The sequence below is a fragment of the Prevotella disiens genome, from assembly GCF_900454955.1.
GTDB lineage: Bacteria > Bacteroidota > Bacteroidia > Bacteroidales > Bacteroidaceae > Prevotella > Prevotella disiens.
Genome location: NZ_UGTL01000001.1, coordinates 2,034,275 through 2,054,691, shown reverse-complemented (window position 1 = coordinate 2,054,691; position 20,417 = coordinate 2,034,275). Strand labels below are relative to the sequence as shown.

At 38.8% G+C, this 20,417-nt stretch carries 18 protein-coding genes and 1 pseudogene; 13 read left to right on the top strand and 6 right to left on the bottom strand.

All coding sequences use genetic code 11. The features are described from left to right. The first annotated feature begins 38 nt into the window (after positions 1-38). The 5 genes from DYI03_RS09065 (at position 39) to DYI03_RS09045 (ending at position 5,636) form a co-directional block, all read left to right on the top strand. Positions 39-1,022, top strand: coding sequence for a YitT family protein (locus DYI03_RS09065; RefSeq protein WP_025064682.1), 984 nt, complete (start codon positions 39-41; stop codon positions 1,020-1,022). Position 1,023: 1 nt separating this feature from the next. Further along, entirely contained in the window at positions 1,024-1,602 is a 579-nt protein-coding gene (locus DYI03_RS09060) for a non-canonical purine NTP diphosphatase (protein ID WP_021669492.1), read from the top strand. Positions 1,603-1,638: 36 nt separating this feature from the next. Continuing rightward, positions 1,639-2,535, top strand: coding sequence for a glycosyltransferase family 2 protein (locus DYI03_RS09055; protein WP_036859128.1), 897 nt, complete (start codon positions 1,639-1,641; stop codon positions 2,533-2,535). Further along, the gene (porZ, locus tag DYI03_RS09050; RefSeq protein WP_021669494.1) at positions 2,532-4,556 is read left to right on the top strand and encodes a type IX secretion system anionic LPS delivery protein PorZ; all 2,025 of its coding nucleotides are present in this window, start codon (positions 2,532-2,534) and stop codon (positions 4,554-4,556) included. The genes DYI03_RS09055 and porZ overlap by 4 nt, the downstream gene beginning before the upstream one ends. A gap of 99 nt (positions 4,557-4,655) precedes the next feature. Continuing rightward, the gene (locus tag DYI03_RS09045) at positions 4,656-5,636 is read left to right on the top strand and encodes an acyltransferase family protein (protein ID WP_021669495.1); all 981 of its coding nucleotides are present in this window, start codon (positions 4,656-4,658) and stop codon (positions 5,634-5,636) included. A gap of 164 nt (positions 5,637-5,800) precedes the next feature. Here the strand turns inward: DYI03_RS09045 and xerD are convergent, their stop codons facing one another. Next, the gene (gene xerD / locus DYI03_RS09040) at positions 5,801-6,727 is read right to left on the bottom strand and encodes a site-specific tyrosine recombinase XerD (protein ID WP_021669496.1); all 927 of its coding nucleotides are present in this window, start codon (positions 6,725-6,727) and stop codon (positions 5,801-5,803) included. 88 nt (positions 6,728-6,815) lie between these two features. On the opposite strand from xerD, the gene aroQ reads away from it, so the two are divergent. The 6 genes from aroQ to DYI03_RS09015 all read left to right on the top strand — a co-directional run bounded on the left by aroQ (position 6,816) and on the right by DYI03_RS09015 (position 11,749). Further along, on the top strand, positions 6,816-7,238 hold the full coding sequence (gene aroQ, locus DYI03_RS09035) for a type II 3-dehydroquinate dehydratase (protein ID WP_021669497.1): 423 nt from the start codon (positions 6,816-6,818) through the stop codon (positions 7,236-7,238). Continuing rightward, on the top strand, positions 7,235-7,876 hold the full coding sequence (locus DYI03_RS09030; protein WP_004356907.1) for an O-methyltransferase: 642 nt from the start codon (positions 7,235-7,237) through the stop codon (positions 7,874-7,876). The genes aroQ and DYI03_RS09030 overlap by 4 nt, the downstream gene beginning before the upstream one ends. 169 nt (positions 7,877-8,045) lie before the next feature. Next, complete coding sequence (locus DYI03_RS09025) at positions 8,046-9,854, top strand: AMP-dependent synthetase/ligase (protein WP_021669498.1); 1,809 nt, start codon at positions 8,046-8,048, stop codon at positions 9,852-9,854. A gap of 47 nt (positions 9,855-9,901) precedes the next feature. After that, positions 9,902-11,017: a peptide chain release factor 2 gene (gene prfB, locus DYI03_RS09020; protein ID WP_021669499.1), complete on the top strand. Its 1,116-nt coding sequence runs from the start codon at positions 9,902-9,904 to the stop codon at positions 11,015-11,017. 88 nt (positions 11,018-11,105) lie between these two features. Next, the gene (locus DYI03_RS13460) at positions 11,106-11,249 is read left to right on the top strand and encodes a hypothetical protein (RefSeq protein ID WP_004356822.1); all 144 of its coding nucleotides are present in this window, start codon (positions 11,106-11,108) and stop codon (positions 11,247-11,249) included. Next, a complete protein-coding gene (locus tag DYI03_RS09015; RefSeq protein ID WP_004356894.1) occupies positions 11,249-11,749 on the top strand; it encodes a CYTH domain-containing protein in 501 nt (166 codons plus the stop codon). The genes DYI03_RS13460 and DYI03_RS09015 overlap by 1 nt, the downstream gene beginning before the upstream one ends. On the opposite strand, the gene DYI03_RS09010 is transcribed toward DYI03_RS09015, so the two are convergent. Continuing rightward, positions 11,661-12,101, bottom strand: coding sequence for a VanZ family protein (locus DYI03_RS09010; RefSeq protein WP_021669501.1), 441 nt, complete (start codon positions 12,099-12,101; stop codon positions 11,661-11,663). The two genes, DYI03_RS09015 and DYI03_RS09010, sit on opposite strands and share 89 nt — an antisense overlap. Before the next feature lie 92 nt (positions 12,102-12,193). Between DYI03_RS09010 and DYI03_RS09005 the strand changes: the two genes are divergently transcribed. Continuing rightward, a complete protein-coding gene (locus DYI03_RS09005; protein WP_021669502.1) occupies positions 12,194-13,180 on the top strand; it encodes a helix-hairpin-helix domain-containing protein in 987 nt (328 codons plus the stop codon). A gap of 13 nt (positions 13,181-13,193) precedes the next feature. On the opposite strand, the gene DYI03_RS09000 is transcribed toward DYI03_RS09005, so the two are convergent. Beyond that, positions 13,194-13,898 (bottom strand): hypothetical protein, encoded by a 705-nt coding sequence (locus DYI03_RS09000; RefSeq protein WP_004356686.1) that lies wholly within the window; start codon positions 13,896-13,898, stop codon positions 13,194-13,196. Positions 13,899-13,910: 12 nt separating this feature from the next. Next, positions 13,911-14,984, bottom strand: a complete 1,074-nt coding sequence (locus DYI03_RS08995; protein ID WP_021669503.1) for a hypothetical protein — start codon at positions 14,982-14,984, stop codon at positions 13,911-13,913. 255 nt (positions 14,985-15,239) lie between these two features. Between DYI03_RS08995 and DYI03_RS08990 the strand changes: the two are divergent. Then, a pseudogene (locus DYI03_RS08990) lies at positions 15,240-17,700 on the top strand (TonB-dependent receptor). Between the two features lie 259 nt (positions 17,701-17,959). Here DYI03_RS08990 and DYI03_RS08985 read toward each other — a convergent pair. Continuing rightward, positions 17,960-18,868, bottom strand: a complete 909-nt coding sequence (locus tag DYI03_RS08985; protein WP_021669507.1) for a CfrBI family restriction endonuclease — start codon at positions 18,866-18,868, stop codon at positions 17,960-17,962. After that, positions 18,865-20,277 (bottom strand): DNA methyltransferase, encoded by a 1,413-nt coding sequence (locus tag DYI03_RS08980; protein WP_021669508.1) that lies wholly within the window; start codon positions 20,275-20,277, stop codon positions 18,865-18,867. Before DYI03_RS08980 ends, DYI03_RS08985 begins: the two co-directional genes overlap by 4 nt. Positions 20,278-20,417: the final 140 nt, after the last annotated feature.

Here is a 20,417-nt window from a genome sequence, read left to right as displayed (position 1 = left end):
TTAGAAAGACCAAGAATGTGCTTCATAACGATAAAAAGATGACTATAAATCAACAATTAATTCGGAGCGAGGTAAAAGATTATGTATTTACAACCCTCGGTCTTTTTCTGTATGCAGCAGCATTCACAGTATTTTTAATGCCTTACGAGATTGTAACAGGTGGTGTAACAGGTCTTTCAGCAATTATTTATTATGCTACGGAGTTTAAATTGGAAAACACCTACATGATAATTAACGTTGCTTTATTGGGCGTTGCATTGAAAATTTTGGGTTTAAAATTCATGATGAAAACCATTTACGCCATTGTAGTGCTATATTTCATGTTGAAATTTGCCCAACAATTAATGCCAGTAGATGCCAGTGGACACTTTGTAAAGGTATTAGGCGAAGACCAAAAGTTCATGTCTCTCATCGTTGGTTGCTGCATTACAGGTACAGGAATGGCTGTTATTTTCCTCAATGGCAGTAGTATGGGTGGTACAGATATAGTGGCTGCTTGTATCAACAAATACAAAGACATTTCGTTGGGGCAGGTTTTAATGGCTGTTGATATTTGTATCATCAGTACTTGTATGCTCTTTCCACAATTTGGCACATACATTGAGCGTTTCCATAAGGTAGTTTTCGGTCTTTGCACTATGTTTATTGAATGTTTTATGCTTGACCATGTAATGAATTTACGCCGCCAATCAGTTCAATTTCTCATCTTTTCTAAGAAGTATGAAGAGATAGCTGATGCCATAATGCAGGAGCGCGACCGAGGCATAACCATACTTGACGGACACGGTTGGTACACAGGAAAGGACGTGAAAGTGATTTGCTTAATGGCTAAACGCAATGAAAGTCAGTCTATTTTCCGTATCGTTAAAATCATAGACCCATTGGCTTTTGTGAGCCAAAGTTCGGTAATTGGCGTATTTGGCGAAGGCTTTGACAGAATAAAAGTTAGTACAAAGAATGCTGAAAAGGTGCTTTCTCAGGTTTATCCTAATGGCGATTCAACAATAAAAGAGGAGCAATAAAATGAAAATAGTATTTGCAACGAACAATGAACACAAACTTTCAGAGATTAAAAACATACTCGGAAGTTGTTTTGAAATTGTGTCTTTGAAGGATATTGGCTGCAATGTTGATATTCCAGAAACTGCCCAAACGTTGGAAGGAAATGCGAGTATAAAGTCGCATTTTATCTATGATAACTATCATTTGAATTGCTTTGCCGACGACACAGGGCTCGAAGTGGACGCTCTTAATGGTGAACCAGGGGTGCATTCAGCACGTTACGATGAACATACCGACCACGATAGCGAAGCAAATATGCGCAAATTGCTGGCAAAATTGGGCGATAATGCTAATCGAAACGCCCATTTTCGCACCATCATTTCGCTGATTATTGACGGCGAGGAATACCAATTTGAAGGCAGAGTGGAGGGCAAAATAGCTACGGAAAAGTCGGGAACGGAAGGTTTTGGCTACGACCCTATCTTTATTCCAGAGGGCTATGACAAAAGTTTTGCTGAACTTGGCGAACAAATTAAGAACCAAATTTCGCATAGAGCTCGTGCTGTTCAAAAGCTCGCAGCCTATTTAAAACAGCAATAAACACTATGTTTTTGTTGCGAATTCCATAGAAAAGAAATGAAAAAGAGTAAAAATTTGTCCATTCTGCTGCCCACTTACAACTGCAATTGCACGTCGCTTGTTCGTGAATTGCAACGCCAGTGTGTGGCAGAAGGGGCTGACTTTGAAATTATTGTAGCCGATGATGCCTCGCCAGACAATAGTTTTATTATTGAAAACAGAACGATAACACGCCTTGAAGGAGTGCAGTATATTGAGCGAGAACACAATGTTGGGCGGTCAGCAATACGCAATTTCCTTGTAACACAATCCACAAAGGAGTGGATTCTGTTTATTGATGGCGACCTTTCGCTTGACAATCCAACCTTTATACACAATTATTTGCAAGCCGATGGCGATGTTATTGTGGGCGGAATTGATATTGTTGAAGACGAAAAAAAATGGAAAAGTAATCTCAGATACCGCTATGAGCAGGCGTCAAAAGAAGCTATCAGTGCCGAAAGCCGTAGAAAAACACCTTACCAACACCTTAGTACCAACTTTATAGCCCACAGAACGTTGGTTGAAAACAGCCCTTACAACGAAGATATAAAGCATTACGGATTTGAAGACGTATTGCTTGGCAAACAATTTAAAGCCAAAAAGGCAAAAATCAACCACATTAATAACCCTGTTTTGTTTGAAGATTTCGAGCCAAACGATGTATTTTTAAGTAAAACGGAGGAGTCTTTGCGCACACTTTCTGACTTTCAAACCGAACTAAAAGGCTATTCTAATCTTTTAGAAATGGTTGAAAAATTACGCAAAATCCATCTTTCCAAACTCGGGGCATGGCTGTTTAAAATCATAGGTAAACCACTAAAACACAACTTAAAAGGCAATAATCCTAACATTTTCTTGTTTAATATTTATAAGCTCGTTTACTTTTTACACTATAATGCTTTAAGAAAATGATAAAAAGAAAATACATATTCGCTCTCGTTTGCATGTTTTTCATGCTCCCATTATATACTTTTTCAGGTGGAACAGGTACGTGGAAACATTACATGGCATACAGTAATGTGCAATGGATAGAGAAGGGTGGCACCAAATTATACGTCATGGCGTCCGATAATTTGTATGTTTACAATGAATCGGACAATAGCATTCAAACCTTTGATAAAGGCAATGGACTCAATGGAACAGATATTGATTTCATTGCGTGGAATAATGTTTCAAAACGTTTGGTTATCGTTTATGCCGATTACAACATTGATATGTTGGACGAAAAAGGCAATATTATCAATGTGCCATACTATTTTCGTAAATCAATGACGGAAAATAAAAAGGTGAATAGCCTTGATATGTACGAAGGATTTTGCTATATTTCAATTGGTTTTGGCATTATTAAACTGAATACCTCTACGGCTCAAATCAGCGATACCTATAATCTTGGTTTCAATGTTGATTATTCTTACATTGAAGGCAAATACATTTATGCTGCAAGTAAGGATAAAGGCGTTTATAGTTGCCTGCTTACCAACAATCTTTTGGATAAAAATAATTGGCAGCGGATAGGAGAATTCAAGCCCCGCAATAAGAATATTGACGGCAATTATTTAGAAAAAGTAAGACCATTGCTCCCTGGTGGTCCTAAATACAACCGATTTTTCTTCATGAAATACCTTAACGACCGCCTTTATTCCGTGGGTGGTGCGTTCGAAATAGGAAAGGTTCAGCTCAACCAACCAGGTACAATTCAAGTATTACAAGGTGATGAGTGGACAATTTATCAAGACGAATTAGAAAAAATAACGGGTTATAATTATCATGATTTGAATTGTTTGGCAGTAGATCCAAAGAATTCTGAACATGTTTTTGTAGGAGGTAGAGCTGGTTTATACGAGTTTTTGAATGGTAAAATCAAGAAATTTTATAACAAAGACAATAGTCCTTTGCGCCCAACATGGTATAAAGGAAAGGAATTAGGTAACGATTATGTGGTCATCAGTGGTATGGCTTTCGATAAAGAAGGCAATCTTTGGGTGCTTAATAGCAAAACTCCTAATACTTCTTTGTTTAAACTTTCACCTGATGGAACATTTACTTCCCACCATAAGGAAGCCTTGATGTACGAACATTTTAGTTTGCCAGTAATGAGTAACGCCATGTTCGATAGTCGTAACCTATTGTGGTTTGGTAATAGTCATTGGAACAAACCAGGGCTATTTTGCTACCAACCTTCAACCGATGTTCTTTCTTCTTTCACCCATTTTGTAAATCAAGACAACACCACAGTGGCGGTTAATGGCGTAAATTGTGTTTTAGAAGACAATCAAAACAACATTTGGATAGGCACAAGTGTGGGGCCTTTGGTACTTCATAGTGCAGAAATTTCAAAGGGAGAGGAGGCTATTTTTGAACAAGTGAAAGTGCCTCGCAACGACGGAACCAACCTTGCCGACTATCTTTTGTCGGGTGTTGAGATTACTTGTATGGCGATTGATGGCGGCGGACGCAAATGGTTTGGTACACCAAGTAGTGGAGCTTATCTTATCAGTGCCGACAATATGACCCAAGTGCAGCATTTCTTGTCTACCAATTCGCCTTTACTTTCTAACAATATTGAGAGCATTGCTATCAACGACAAGACGGGCGAAGTGTTCTTTGGAACCGATAAAGGACTTTGTTCTTACATGAGTGACGCTTCAACTCCTGCCGAAGGAGATAGCGAAGAGGCATACGCCTATCCAAATCCTGTAAAACCAGGTTACAAAGGACTCATTACAGTGATGGGATTGGCAAACAATTCTGACGTGAAAGTAGTTACAACCAATGGCGTTTTAGTGGCACAAGGCAGAAGCAATGGTGGCACTTTTGTGTGGGACGGCAATGATTTAAGCGGAAAACGTGTTGCATCAGGCGTCTACATGGTGTTGGCTTCCGACCAAGAAGGCAACAACGGAACAGTTTGTAAGATTGCTATTGTGAATTAAAACCCTATGCAAAACGCCTATCGATATGTCAAATTCAACCGAGAAACCTCTGTGTTTCTTCCTCTTTTTATCCTAAACGATGCGTAAACGAGCAGTGATATGGCATTAGAGCAGAAGGAAAGAAAACATTGGGTCGATGCTTTGCGTGGCTTTTGTATGGTTGCAATATTGTTAGACCATACCGAAATTTATTTCACAGGCACAAATATCATTGATTATCGCCACTATGTGGGCAATGTTTTGGTGGTGTTTTTCTTTCTTTCGGGCTATCTTTTTTACCGCGATGAGCCTTTTTCGTTGCGCAAAAAGTTGGTCAGTATTGTCCGCAGTTTGCTCGTTCCTTACTTCATTTTCACCACAATCATTGCCATTCCCAAGGCTTTGGTACACGGAATGGATATTGGTGCAACACTTTTAACCGTTGTTACAGGGCAAGCATCGTGGTTTGTTGCTGCATTAATCGTTGCCGAAATAGTGTTTTCCACCGTGTTATGGGTTTTCAAGGGGAAAAGTCTTAGTTTATTAACACTTGCTCTCGTGGGTGCAACGAGTTGTTATTTTCTTTCCACCCACTATGATAATCTTTATTGGCAGATAGAAAATGCCGCTATGGCTATCGTCATTCTCTATCTTGGATACACTTACCACAAGTACGAAACAGTTATCAACCATTTCCACACCCTATCATCATTATTCTTTTTCTTTATTCTTTTTCTTATTATAAAAGTATATGAAGATGCCAATAACTTCAAAATGGTTGTCGAACCCATTATGATAGACAATTGGTATGTCTTTATTTTCGATGCCCTTGTGGGGACATTGTTCTTCGTTAGTTTGGCAAAACAAGTGGGCAGCGTAACATGGTTGGAATGGACTGGTCGCCGTAGTCTTGTCATTTACTTCCTCGCTGGTGGCATTCCCCTTATCACTGCTATGTTGTTACACCATTTCCACTTCAATTATACAGGTCATTACCAACAAGTCATGTTTGCCTTTCTGCTTGTCTATGCTTTTAGTTCGTTAGCGGCTTGGGTAGTTTTTCACTATTTTCCCTTTATGGTAGGGAAGAGAAAGAAATGATATTTTTGCATATCAATACCGAATCTGCAACCGATAACTTATGTCTTAAATTTCAAAATAGGCTCTTTTGATATCTAAAACAATAGGTTTTGAAGCGCAAAAGAGCCTATTTTGAGTGTCTTCTCCGTAAAGCTCGTTTGCGAGAAGATTAAAAGATATGTAAACTACTTATTTTCAGCATAATGAATATTCCGTGGGTGGTGTTCCAATATCTCTTGTCGCAAAGTGGAAGTATCTATGTGCGTGTAAATTTCGGTTGTCCCAATACTTTCATGCCCCAACATGGCTTGAATGGCACGCAAATCGGCACCACCTTCCAACAAAGCCGTGGCAAAAGAATGGCGCAACGTGTGGGGCGAAATGGTCTTTTTGATTCCAGCTTCTTGCGCATACTTCTTTATCATGATGAGAATCATGGTGCGAGTAAGGTGCGCACCTCGTCGATTGAGGAAAACAAAATCTTCTTCACCCTCTTTTATCTTCATTTGGTTGCGGTCGATGAACCAAAAGTTAAGCTCTTTTAAGGCACGAGGCGATATTGGTACGAGCCGTTCCTTAGAACCTTTACCCATGACACGAACGAATTGTTCGTCGGCATAAAGATTTGATAACTTGAGGTTTGTGAGTTCCGAAACACGCAATCCGCACGAAAACAACACTTCAATAATGGCTTTATTGCGGTGTCCTTCCCATTTACTCAAATCGATGGCATTTTCCAAACTATCAACCTCCTCGGTCGAAAGCACTTCGGGCAAATGTTGCGGTTGCTTAGGCGATTCTAAAAGTTCAGTAGGGTCGGCTTCAATGTAACCTTCTAACACAAGATAGCGAAAGAATTGGCGGACTCCGCTCAATATTCTTGCCAACGAACGCGCACCGATACCAAGGTCGCCTACCGCAGCAGCAAAGTTTTCAATATTTTCCAACTTAGCTTCTTCAGGATTTATCTTTTCATTGGCAAGATATTTCAACAACTTTTCCACATCACGCATATAAGCATCAAGCGTATTGGCAGAATATGCTTTCTCCAATTTTAGGTAGCGTTGATACTTACGAAGAACATTTGAAGACGAATCTTTGTTACTTTCCATTTTTTTTGCGTATTTTTGCAGTGAGCGCAACGTGAGTTTTAAAACATCACTTGCCTATCTTTGCAAAGATAAGTAATTTCTGTTTAATATGAAAATAATCATTATCAATGGTCCAAATTTAAATCTGTTGGGTAAACGCGAACCGACAATTTATGGCAACGAAACCATGGAAGCGTGTTTGGAACGCATCAAAAAACAATACAACGACATCGAAATAGAATATTTCCAGAGCAATATTGAAGGCGAACTCGTCGATAAATTGCAGGAAGTGGGTTTTTCGTATGACGGAATCGTGCTGAATGCTGGCGCATACACCCATTATAGCATTGCTCTTTTAGATTGTATTCGTGCCATTAAAACCCCTGTGGTTGAGGTACATATAAGCAACGTGGACAATCGGGAGGAGTTTCGCAGTCGCTCTTTTATTGGGGCTGCGTGCATAGGCACGATTCAAGGTTTCGGCATGGAAAGTTACAGATTGGCTGTTGAGGCTTTAAAGACAAAAAAATGACAGAAAACGAAGCGTTAGACCGATATATTCTCGACCATATCGAACCCGAAGGCGACTATTTGTACCGCCTTTATCGTGCAACCAATATTCACACGGTACACGGACGCATGGCAAGTGGGCATTTGCAAGGCAGACTATTGAAAATGTTGGTGCAAATGGTACAGCCTAAAAACGTGTTGGAAGTGGGTACATTCAGTGGTTATTCGGCTATTTGTATTGCCGAAGGATTACCCGAAGACGGCAAGTTGTACACGTTTGAGATAAACGATGAAATGGAAGACTTTACTCGTCCGTGGATAGAAGGCTCGGCAGTGGCTCAAAAAATAGAATTTCGCATTGGCGATGCTAACGTGGAAGCACCGAAATTGGGGGTAGAATTTGATATGGCATTCATTGATGGCGACAAAAGAACGTATCTTGAAACTTACGAAATGGTGCTGAAAATAATGCGTCCTGGTGGGTTTATTCTTGCCGATAATACACTCTGGGACGGGCATGTAACAGATGCAAACTACAATCATGACCGACAGACACAAGGAATTAAGGTGTTTAACGACTTTATTGCCCATGACGAACGAGTGGAAACTGTCATTTTACCACTGCGCGACGGACTCACCCTTGTGAGAAAGAAAAGGTAAGAAAACCAAGCGTGTAAGGGGATTATAGAGTTATAAGTAATTCCAGAGTTCCTCATTTAGCCTTGTCAGCCTAAAAAAACACCAAATAATTTCCTTAATTGACGATAATTTGCTATTTTTGCATTGATAACAAAGGGTAATATCTGTCCCTTACAAAAGAAATATATCTATGCAGGCAGAATATCATTTTTCAATTCTCATTCACGAGCAAGCAAAAAAGTACGGCACAAAACCAGCTTTGACTTTCCGAAATTTCGGAAATTTGAAATGGAAATCGGTTTCTTGGAATCAATTCTCTATGCGTGTAAAGCAGGTTTCAAACGCTTTGCTCAATTTTGGCTTAAAGCCACAAGAAAATATTGCGGTATTCTCGCAGAACTGCATACAATATTTATACACCGACTTTGGGGCGTATGGAGTTCGTGTCGTTACGATACCTATCTACGCAAATAGCTCTGAACAGCAGATACAATACGTCATTCAAGATGCTAGCGTGAGATATATTTTTGTGGGCGAGCAAGAGCAATACGACAAAGCACGCAGAATTTTTTCACTTTGCCCATCGCTTGAACGTATTATTATTTATGATTCAAGTGTGCGCATTAGTCCGCAAGACCCTAATGCTATCTTCTTTGAAGATTTCATCAAGTTGGGAGAAGGCGAACCACGCCAATCGGAAGTAGAAGCACGCTATGCTGAAGCAAACGATGAGGATATTTGCAACATACTTTATACAAGCGGAACAACGGGAGAGAGCAAAGGCGTTATTCTAACACACGGCATGTATAACGCTGCAATGACCGCAAATAGTAGGCGAGTGCCTGTTAATGAAAAAGATAGGTCTATGTGTTTCTTGCCATTTGCGCATGTTTTTGAGAAAGCATTCTCGTATTTGGTTTTAGGAAATGGAGGCGAACTTATTATCAACACCTATCCCAAAGAAATTCAAGACAGTATGCGAGAAACCAATCCTACCTGTATGGCAGCTGTGCCACGCTTCTGGGAAAAGGTTTACATTGCAGTAAAAGAAAAGATGAATAGTGCAAGTGCTGTTCAACGAAAACTCTTTCAACACGCATTAGAGGTTGGAAGAAAGCACAATGTAGTCTATATTGGACGTGGAAAGCGCCCTCCTTTGAATTTGCAAATAGAATACAAGCTTATCAATAAAACCATTTTGAGCCTTGTAAGAAAGCAGCTTGGACTCATTAATCCTAACCTTTTCCCAACCGCAGGCGCATACGTTTCGCCAGAAGTGGAGGAGTTTGTTCATAGCATTGGGCTTGATATTCTTGTTGGTTATGGCTTGACAGAGAGCTTAGCAACCGTAAGTTGCGATATAAAAGGAAAGGGATTTACAATAGGTTCTATCGGTTTTCCAATTGAAGGCATACAAGTAAAAATTGGTGAAAACGATGAAATTTTGTTGAAAGGTCCAACCATTACACCAGGATATTATCATCGCGACCACATCAATGCCAAATCATTCGATGAAGAAGGATATTTCCGTACGGGCGATTCTGGATATATAAAAGATGGTGAACTCTACTTAAAGGAGCGCATTAAAGACCTTTTCAAAACATCAAATGGTAAGTATATTGCTCCTCAAATGATAGAAGGAATGCTGTTGGTAGATAAGTTTATCGATTCGGTGGCTGTCATTGCCGACCAGCGCAAATATGTTTCGGCACTCATTGTACCAGAGTTCCGTGTTCTTGAAAACTGGGCGAAGGACTATAATATTGAATATGATAGCAAAGAATCGCTTTGCAATAATCGTCAAGTAATAAAAATGATGAAAGAACGCATCGATACTTTGCAACAATTGTTAGCTCCTTACGAACAAATCAAGCGAATTACACTCTTACCACACGCATTCTCGGCAGAGAGTGGGGAACTTACAAACACATTGAAATTACGCCGTCCAGTAGTAAATAAAAACTACAAGGAACTCATTGACAAAATGTACGAAGAATAAAGTAAGCATATTTTGAAGAAAAACAATTCTATTGAAATAAAAAAGAAGTGATTACAGCTGAACAATTGAAAGATGTAGTGGCGCGTGTAGACGCATTAAACCACTATCTCAATATAGATAAAAAGAAAATTGAGTTCGAAGAAGAGCAACTTCGAACACAAGCACCTGACTTTTGGGAAGATGCCGAAAGGGCGCAAGAGCAAATGAAGAAAGTTAAGGGCATTGAAAAATGGCTCAAAGGCTACGAAAACGTAAAAACACAAGCCGATGAATTGCAATTGGCTTTCGACTTTTATAAAGACGAATTGGTTACGGAAGAAGATGTTGATACTGCTTATGCAAAGGTAATTACCGATATTGAAGGATTAGAACTCATGAATATGCTCCGCCAAGAGGAAGACCCTATGGAATGTGTCATGAAGATAAATTCTGGAGCGGGAGGTACTGAAAGCCAAGATTGGGCATCAATGCTCATGCGAATGTATATGCGTTATGGCGAACAACATGGGTATAAGGTTACCATAGCAGATATTCAAGAGGGCGATGAAGCTGGTATTAAAAGTGTAACCATGAAGTTTGAAGGAGGCGAATATGCTTTCGGATTCTTGAAAAGTGAGAATGGCGTTCATCGTTTGGTGCGTGTAAGTCCGTTCAATGCACAAGGAAAACGCATGACAAGCTTTGCCAGTGTCTTCGTTTCTCCGCTTATTGACGATACCATCGAAGTGTTTGTAGACCCAGCACGCGTTAGTTGGGATACTTTCCGCTCAGGTGGAGCAGGCGGACAGAACGTAAATAAAGTAGAATCGGGTGTGCGTTTGCGCTATATGTACCAAGACCCTGACACGGGAGAAGAGGAAGAAATCCTTATCGAGAATACAGAAACGCGCGACCAACCTAAGAACCGAGCAAAGGCAATGCAACTTTTGAAGTCGCAATTGTACGACCGTGCTATGAAAAAACGCATGGAAGCACAAGCAAAGGTTGAGGCTTCGAAGAAAAAAATAGAGTGGGGTAGTCAAATAAGGAGCTATGTCTTTGATGATAGACGCGTGAAAGACCATCGAACCAACTACCAAACTTCCGATGTTGACGGGGTTATGGACGGAAAAATCGATGGCTTTATAAAGGCTTATCTCATGGAATTTCCGTTAGAAGAATAGAAAAAAGTAATGGGATAGTTGCTATCCCACCTTAATATAATATTAACCTGCGAGGAGGCACAGTGCTTCCCACATAAAAAATATGACTATGAGCAACAAAAGTAAACTCTACAGAAAGGCAAAAGAGGCAAAACAAGAGAAACAAGCAAGGTCAGTGATTAAGTGGATAGTAATCTCTTTCGTTGTGTTAGCTCTCATTCTCATGGCGTGGGCAATGTATATTTTTGCGTAATGAGCAGCGGATTAGAAATTGAAAGAAAGTTTTTAGTTCATAAAAACATAGACTGGAAACAGCAGGCATACAGCGTTAGCCACATTCAACAAGGTTATTTTGCTGCCACAAATACCGTTCGTGTTCGTGTAAGAGACCATCAAGCATATCTCACAATCAAAGGTCCGTCGCGCGATGGAGGTTTGTCGCGTTATGAATTTGAAAAGCAAATTACCTTGGAAGAGGCGAAAAACTTGCTTTTACTATGCGAAAAAGGCGTAATAGACAAGCATCGTTACTTAATAAAAAGCGGAAATCACACGTTTGAAGTAGACGAATTTCATGGAGAAAACGAAGGCTTGGTTATGGCTGAAGTAGAACTTTCAAACCCTAACGAAGCCTTTGTGAAACCAGATTTTATAGGTATGGAGGTTACTGGCGATGCGCGTTTCTACAATAGGCAGATGCGCCAGCACCCTTATCTTCTTTGGAAAGATACTTTGCCAATAGAATACCGATAATCAAAGCCAAGCTACTGCCAACAATGTCGGCTACGAAATCAAGAATTTCGCCATTTCTTCGCCCATTGGTGAATAGGAGTTGCATGATTTCCATTGCTCCTCCATAAATAACGGGCAATAACCAAACGCGCAAAAACATGCCTTTCGTGTCAGTATGATTAGAGCCATGAAAATATTCATGGGCTATAATCAGTCCAAGAACAAAGTAAAGCGCAATGTGTGTCCACTTGTCTATTAAATGAATTCCATTCAATGGAGTGTCAGGAATGTTGATTAATGATACTACGAGAATAGCGATTACAGACGCTAAACTGAATGGGTACTTTCTTAAAATGTCATAAGTTTTCTTCATAATAATTCTCCTTTGTATCCACAAATATAATAAATATTTTGTAAAAACGTATCATTTTGGAGAAAATAATCAAATATTAACGATATTATCGTATGAATATTCGAGATTTTTTTTATTTGCAAAAGTCTGATAGAAAAGTAATCATCTTTTTGCTTTCTTTGGGCATATTGGCTACAATAGCAATTTTTTTGATTGGCAATAAGCATGGAACTACTATTTTAACCGCTGCCGATAGCACAGCTTTTGTAGGTAATCAAACTGGAAAGATGCGTTATAATGTGCCTGAGGCTCGTAGTTTCATATTAGAAGACGGTCAGAAAATTGAATTGTTTCCCTTTGACCCGAACACAGCAGACAGTATTCAGTTGCAACGTTTGGGTCTTGCTCCTTACCAAATTCGTAACATTTATAAGTACAGAGCCAAAGGTGGCGTGTTCCGTTCGCCTCAATCGTTTGCAAAAGTTTATGGTTTGACACGAAAACAGTATCGGCTTTTAGAACCTTATATCACCATTGGCGACGATTATCAACCCGCTTTTACCATGGCAACCATACGAGGTTATGAGCAAGAACGACAGGAAGAACAGCGTAAATTACACGAGGCTTATGAGGCATACAAGCAGAACGATGCCTACAAACCTTATAAAAAGTATGACCGAGATACGATTCGTTATCCTATAAAGATAAAGTTAGGCGAACATATTAACCTTGCTTCGGCTGATACAACCATGCTGAAAAAGGTTCCTGGCATAGGCTCTGGTTGGGCAAAAGCTATTGTTAGTTATGGTGAACGCCTTGGTGGATATGTGAATGTAGGGCAATTGAAAGAAATAGAGGACTTCCCTTTGGAATCATTACCATTCTTTGAAGTGCGCAATATCCACACGAAACGATTAAATTTGAATACGCTTTCTGTTCAACAACTGCGTCGTCACCCTTACATTAACTTTTATATGGCACGCCAAATTGTTGATTATCGCCGCTTGAAGGGTAAGCTAACTAACCTTTCTCAACTTCGTTTGTTGAAAGATTTCCCTCCCGAAGTAATTGAAAGATTGCAGCCTTACGTTTGTTTTTAGCCTTCCAACACGTTTAAATCAAGTCTTCGTAGGCTTGATTCATTTCGTTCATGAGGGTTTCAAAGTTATCAGAGTTGAGTGAAACACGGCGGAAAATCATTTCAAGGTTGTCGCCTTCTAACGAAATGGGTTCATCGTGAAGCAATGTAACCATACCTTGCAACATTAATTTAAAGACAGTTGCTTGATGAAGGGTTTTGATTTCAGGGTTAGCAGCTTGCAAACTTGTGCTATAAGCCATCATTTGCGTGCGCACCATTGACCTTATAGCCAGCGGAACGCTTATAACTTCAAGTTCTTCTGTACCTTTTTCGTAGGTTTCGAAGAATGTTTTCATGGGTTGCAATCTGCCTATTAGCAACGCTGTCATTTGTGTTTGATATTCTTTGATGACTGCATCGTATATTGCTTTTGCCCCACAAGCATAACGAAGCAAAAGCTTTGGCGATGTTGCATTGCTAAATTTACGTTTCTTCATGTCTGCTGCAACATCTTCGAGGTTATCATAGTTTAGTCGAATCAATATTGGAAACATGACAGACACAAAACAAGCCGACAACGTTTCGTAGTTGTCGGCTATTATTTGTTTATATTCTACTGGCTTTAGGTCTGTTCTTCCAGGTTGTTTTGCATCGATTTGTCCGTTTATAAAGCCTTGAAAGAACCCTCTAACCATTGCTGCTACCACTTTAAAGCGGCTTATAGTTGTTATGCGCATATATGTTTTCTTTTATCTATGTCCTCCGAATGAACCACCAGAATTAGACTTACTGTTTGGTGCTGTGTTGGGTTGTGCCTTTGAATTAGAACTACCTGAGCCGAAAGAGCTGCGGTTGCTGCCTCCAAACGAACTGCGGTTGCCTCCAAACGAACTGCGGTTGCCTCCGAACGAACTATTATTTGTATTGCTTTTGCTAAAGTTTCCTCTTTCAAAAGTAGAGTTATTCCAATTGCGTTTGTCGTTTCCAAATTGGCTATTGTTTTTATTTGGTTTACGATTTCCAACCCCAAAGGTACTATTTCTATTTGAATTATCATTACGTCTTTGCGTTCCAAATCGACTTTGTTGGCTATTTAGGCTACCTTGTCCGTATGTTCCACCGTTTCTGCGTTGTTGGTTTCCAAAGGAAGAAGTGTTGCTGTTGTATCGGCTTGTATTGGCTGGCGCACTGTAACGAGAATTGTCATTTGCGAAATTGCCACGATTGATGACAACAGGGCTGCCGTCGCGTCTGCCAAAACGTCCTGCATAATAGCTATTTCCGTAACGGCTGTGTCCACCACGATATGAGCTGTAAACGCTTGGACGGCTGCGATAGTAATAGCGAGGGTTGTCGTAACGACTATAAATGCTAAATACGTAAGCATCGTTGTACCAATAAACAGGGCGGTAGAAGTAGTCCATGTTTACAAAATAATTGTATTGTTGCGGACTCAAAACATAGAAGATGTCTGTGTTTCTTAACGCCCATAAATCGCCATACAAAGAGCTTTCTCCGCGCATATTTAATAAATAATCGAGGTTAATCTCGTAGATTGCTTCGTATTGCAATTCGTTTAGCCCCAATTCGTAAGCCATTTTATCGGAAAGGAACAAGGCTTGCTGGCGAGCTTGCTCGTAATTTAAACTAGCATACCCACGATTAGCACCGTAACCCACACCGTAGCCAGCATCGTAAACGGCTCCACCAGTAGAATAAACTGTGCCTACTGAACCACCATCGAGGGCGAGTAATGTGTCGCAAGAAGTGAGGCTCATCAATGTTGCAATGGCGCTCACGAATAATATATACTGACGTTTCATGACTTTTATATTTTAAATTGTTCTTAATTCAATGTTATAGTGCAAAAGTAAGACTAATATTTTATTCTCACAAGGGTTAAAACCTACATAGAAGGGGGAAATCCCTACTTTTTATTAATATTTCTTCTATTTTTGAATAAAGGTGGATTCTATCATCTATTGTAGGTATGTGCTTGAAAAATATTTACTTAAAAATAGGTATTGCCTATATCCTATTATATAAATATCTTTGCGCCGTTTAAATTTATTAATTATATGAAACGGACTTTTATTCTATTTTTTTGGTATGCTTTGTAGCATTCTCTCGTTTGCACAAGGCACTGATGCTATGCTTTTTGGCGATGTTAAAGCCAAAGAAACAGGGGAACACCTTCCTTACGCTATGATTAGCGTAAAAGGAACTACCCTAAAAACAAAATGTGATGCAAGTGGACACTTTAAAATGTCTGATTTGCCATTAGGAAAGCAAATTGTTGTTGCTAATCTTGATGGTTTTCAAGAGCAAGAAATCGAAGTGGAAATGGTACAAGGAAAAGGTACTGCGGTTTATTTCAAGCTCGAAAAAGATGTTTTAGAGTTGAGCCAAGTGGTTGTAACGGGTACACGAACAGAGCATTTTGTAAAGAATGTGCCAATTCTTACAGAGGTTCTTACATCACAATCATTGAATCGTAAAAATGCACAAAACCTTTATGACGCTTTAGAAGGTGTGCCTGGTATTCGTGTTGAGCAACAATGCCAATTCTGCAACTTCTCTATGGTGCGTATGCAAGGTTTGGGTGCTGAACACACACAGGTGTTGCTTGACGGCGAACCAGTTTATTCTGGACTTGCTGGTGTCTATGGTTTGCAACAAATGGGTACAAACGATATAGACCGATTGGAAATTGTAAAGGGTGCAGGCTCTGCGCTTTATGGTAGTAGTGCGGTGGCTGGTGCCATCAACATTATCTCTAAGGAGCCTACTTTCGAGCCTTCTGTGAATGCAGATATACAAATGGGTAACTTCGGACGCAAGAGTTACAAGGGTTTAGGTTCTATGCGCTATAAGAATGTTGGTTTGTTAGTAACCGCTCAACGCACCGAAGACGATGCTATTGACCAAACTCAAGACGGATTAACTCGTAAGGAAGTTAAAAATAAAGACTAGGTTTCAGACCGTGTTTACAGTTTGATGAATAATGTAGGCGCAAGTATTTATTTCTACAATCCGTTTACTAAAAACGATAAACTCGTTATTCGTGCAAAGGCTTTAGACGAGTTGCGTTATGGTGGAAATATGAAAGACAATCTTTATTTAAACCCTTTTTCTGCTGGAACTGAGAATATTCGCACCAATCGTTTGAGTACTGATTTGGCTTATACACTGCCTATTGGCTCACGTTCAGAATTGAATCTTGCCATGGCATACGTTCACCATAAGCGTAACGCAACCAATGATACCTTCCTTTCTAATTATCAGGAAGCTACAAAAGATGCTGCTAACCCTGACGGAGTTAGTCCTGACGTAGAAATGATGCGCCCTTACATTGCAAAGGAAAATACATTTACTCCTTCGCTTACTTTCACTTCTATCCTCGGCAACCATACTTTGTTGGCTGGTGTACAAGGTTATTTCACACGTTTGCGTGAAACTGGTCTTTACATCATCTCTGCTGAAGAAGAAAAAGCTAACCCTTACTTCGGTGTTCCTTACACTTCTATCGGTAAGAAGCACGCTAACGAGGTTGGTTTCTTCTTACAAGACGAATGGAACATATTGCCAAATCTTACAGTAGTGCCAGGTTTGCGTGTAGATTCTCACCGCTCTGGTGAAGAATATGCTACAAGCGTAAAGGTTTCTGACGTTGCTTTCCCAAAAACTAAGTTCAACAAAACATCGTTCAACCCTCGTTTGGCTATCAAGTATGCGATAAGTCCTGCTTTCGTACTCCGTGCTAACTTTGGTACAGGTTTCCGTGCTCCATACGGTTTCTCTGAAGATTTGCACCTCTGTTCAGGTTCTCCACGTGTTTGGAAGTCATCAAATCTTAAAGGCGAACGCTCTATTAGCTACAATCTTTCTGCCGACTACTATGGTAAGAACGTACAACTCAGTGCTAATATCTTCCGTACTGACTTGCAAGACAAAATACAATTTGCTCCTGCAACAGAAGAAGTAAAGAAGTTTGGTTACACTTACCAATGGGAAAATGTTGATGATGCATACGTTCAAGGTATTGAATTGAGTGCAAAGTGGAATCCATTTAAAAATTTCAAGACAGGTTTGAATTGGACTATCAATGAAGGTAAATTCAAACACGAACGTGCAGAATGGTCAGATGCAGAATCTGACGAATGCAAAGAAGCTCCAGGACGTTTGGCATACGCTAAAGACAGCAAGTATATCTCTCGTTTCCCTGCTATGACAGGCGATTTGAGCCTCGAATATACTCCTGGTACATGGTCGTTCTCTATTACAAGCTCTTTGCAAGGAAGAATGTATATCGACTATAATTCAGAAGATGCACCTAAAACATCAAAGATTAAGAAGACCGATACCTTCACTTTGTGGAATGCTCGTGTATCAAAACGCATCGGTGTGTTCAACATCTATGCTGGTGGTAAAAACATCTTCAGTTACGTTCAAGACGAAAAGCATGGCGACGACGCTGCTTTCATGTATGCCCCTGTCTATGGTGCAACATGGTATGCTGGTGTTAGTATCACACTTTAAGCGAAAATAAATTTTTTAGCATACGCCTTAAAAAGCAAAAGTGCCTGTTTTGAAGTTCAAAACAGGCACTTTTTATGGTTAAAACAGCCTATATGCTATCATGATGAGAATATCGTTTTAGCCCATAGCATCAATTGACCTGCATAAAGAAATACTTTCTGCCCTAATTTCGTATTGAAATGTACTTTTAAGCAAAGAAAAATAAAATGAAAGGAAAGTGTTTGCGGAAATAAGGTATCACTCAAAATATCAAATGAACCTAAATAATTGTGTCTAAAATTTTAGGCAAATCTTCGTCAAGACTTCCATTATATTCAGTATAAGGAATATTAAATCGTTTTAACACTTGTGCAAAACGTTTGTATCCATTCTCATCCCTACATGCTACCCAGCTAACATTTAACTGATCACACTGATTCTTATTTTGCTGAGATAGTGTGTCTGCAACAAATACATGACTACCACGTGCTATTATTGCATCTGCACTTTCAGGATTGCCTTGTCCCATTAATTTAACTTCACATTTATATTGATGTTCTTGATTTATTAGATAAAAATCTATTTCTCTATCAACATCTAATTCTCTATTTCTTATAAAATGCTCTGCGTTATAGTATTGAGGATCAACTTCATAAAGCTTACAAAGCGTAAGCATTAAATATTTTTCAGCACGTTTTCCTGCTGTACTCCACATTCCTCCCCGCAATGCTGCTCGTTTAACCGCCAATGTGTTTATAACTATAAGACTTTCACTTACATTCAAATCAACACTAACCCCTTTAAATTTTATAGTAAGTGTCAATTCTATTTCATTCTCATTTTCAACCAAAGCCTGAATACTATTATACAACGAATCAAAATGGTCATTAGAAGCTTCGATTACGATTTGTCTTGTTGCTGAACGATACATATTACTAATGGTTTTCTTGTTTAAACCAGAATTTATTGCAATATCTTCTGATGGTAAAGCATCATTCATAAATGCATTTTTATACCATTCTATTGTAATATCTGTCGAATTAAGTTTTGCTTCAACAACTTTTTTAAAGAAATCAATCGCGAACTGTAAAAATTCTGCATTAATGAGATTTACAATCTCAATTCGGTAATCTTGTGATTTTATCACTCGACTAACGATGTTTTTAATTACTTGATCTGTCAGTGTCATAATATGCTATTTTTAAATTCTTCTAATGATAAAAACTTTGTTACTTCATTTTCAAATACGTTTGGCTTTGCTTGAAGAGTTTTCATATATTCAAAATATTTAGACTCCTTTTCAGTTAAGAAAAAACTTCTTCCTAAACTTTTTGCGGTTCGTCCCAAAGTTCCACTTCCACCAAATGGATCAAATACGAGATCACCTTTGAAAGAATAATATTCAATAACTCTTTGGCACAATTCTACAGGAAATATTGCAGAATGTATTTTGTCCGATTTAGGACAGATCTGCCACACATTAGTTGTTTCGAATCCATCTTTTATTTTGCTTACATTAACAGTCTCTGAATCATATTGATGAATATTCCAATCTATCAGTTTCTCTGTTTGCTTTCTATAAACCATAAGATATTCGGTTACTGAATTAGGTTTATATGCGAGCGGTTTTCTGTGCTGCTGAAATCCTCCTATTCTATTTTTTACACTATATTCAGGTTTCTCCCAAATAATATCATCAATAAATTCCCAACCCATTTGTACTAAACGATGATGCAAATCAAAGGGAATTGGATATCGTTTACTTGAATGAGATCTACTAATTCGAGGAATTATTACAGGCGAAGTATTCACGATTAGAAAACGGCCTTCTTTAGTTACCCTATAAATTTCGGAAAACACCTCCTCTAAAAACTTTAAATAGGCATCATAACTTGGGTAAATAGAGTAATCTCTCGCATTATAATAGGGCGGAGAAGTAAATGTTAAATGGATGCTTTCAGCTGGGACTAGCTTAAGAATATCTCTAACATCACCATTTACAACAACATTTTTTAGATACGAATATGTTTTAGCATGTGGTAATACAGATTTTGTATTTTTATTTTTAGCGAAGTACTCTTTATAAATCACAGTACGTACCATTTCATTTTCATGATTCACTAACTCTCTTAAAGTAGTATCAATAATGCGATCTCCTTTAAATACCAATAAACCTCGAACTGCTTGACATACAATTTTTGGATCTGAATCCGAAAGCATCTCCATCATCAAAGGAATACCTCTTTTATTTCTCATTCGGCCTATTGAAGATACAGCCTCTCTTCTAACCATTGTACTTGTATCATGTGTTGCAATTTTATATAATTGCTCTAAAAAAACATCAGAAGTTAGTTTACCTATATTCTTTACTGCCCAAAAACGAACATCTTCATTCGGATAATCTAAGAGATCAACTATCCATTGATAATTGAAGGTTTTAGGAATATGACCTAAGTTTTCAAGGATATAGATAATGTTCCTACTATTATGATAATTTTCCTTAACTAAAGTAGCTATTGCTTCATTACTACTTTGTTTGAGTCGTTTAATATACTCCTTTGATATACAATTTCCTGATCTATTTTCAATTACTTCCATTTTTAAATTTCTACTATTACCTTATTTCCGCAGCGTTTTTGCTTGCAAGAAATGCAAGTGCCTGATACATAAAAGTATTCAAACGCTTGCGTATGTCAGAAATTTCACTTATCTTAGTGCTATCAAACATATAAAACAAT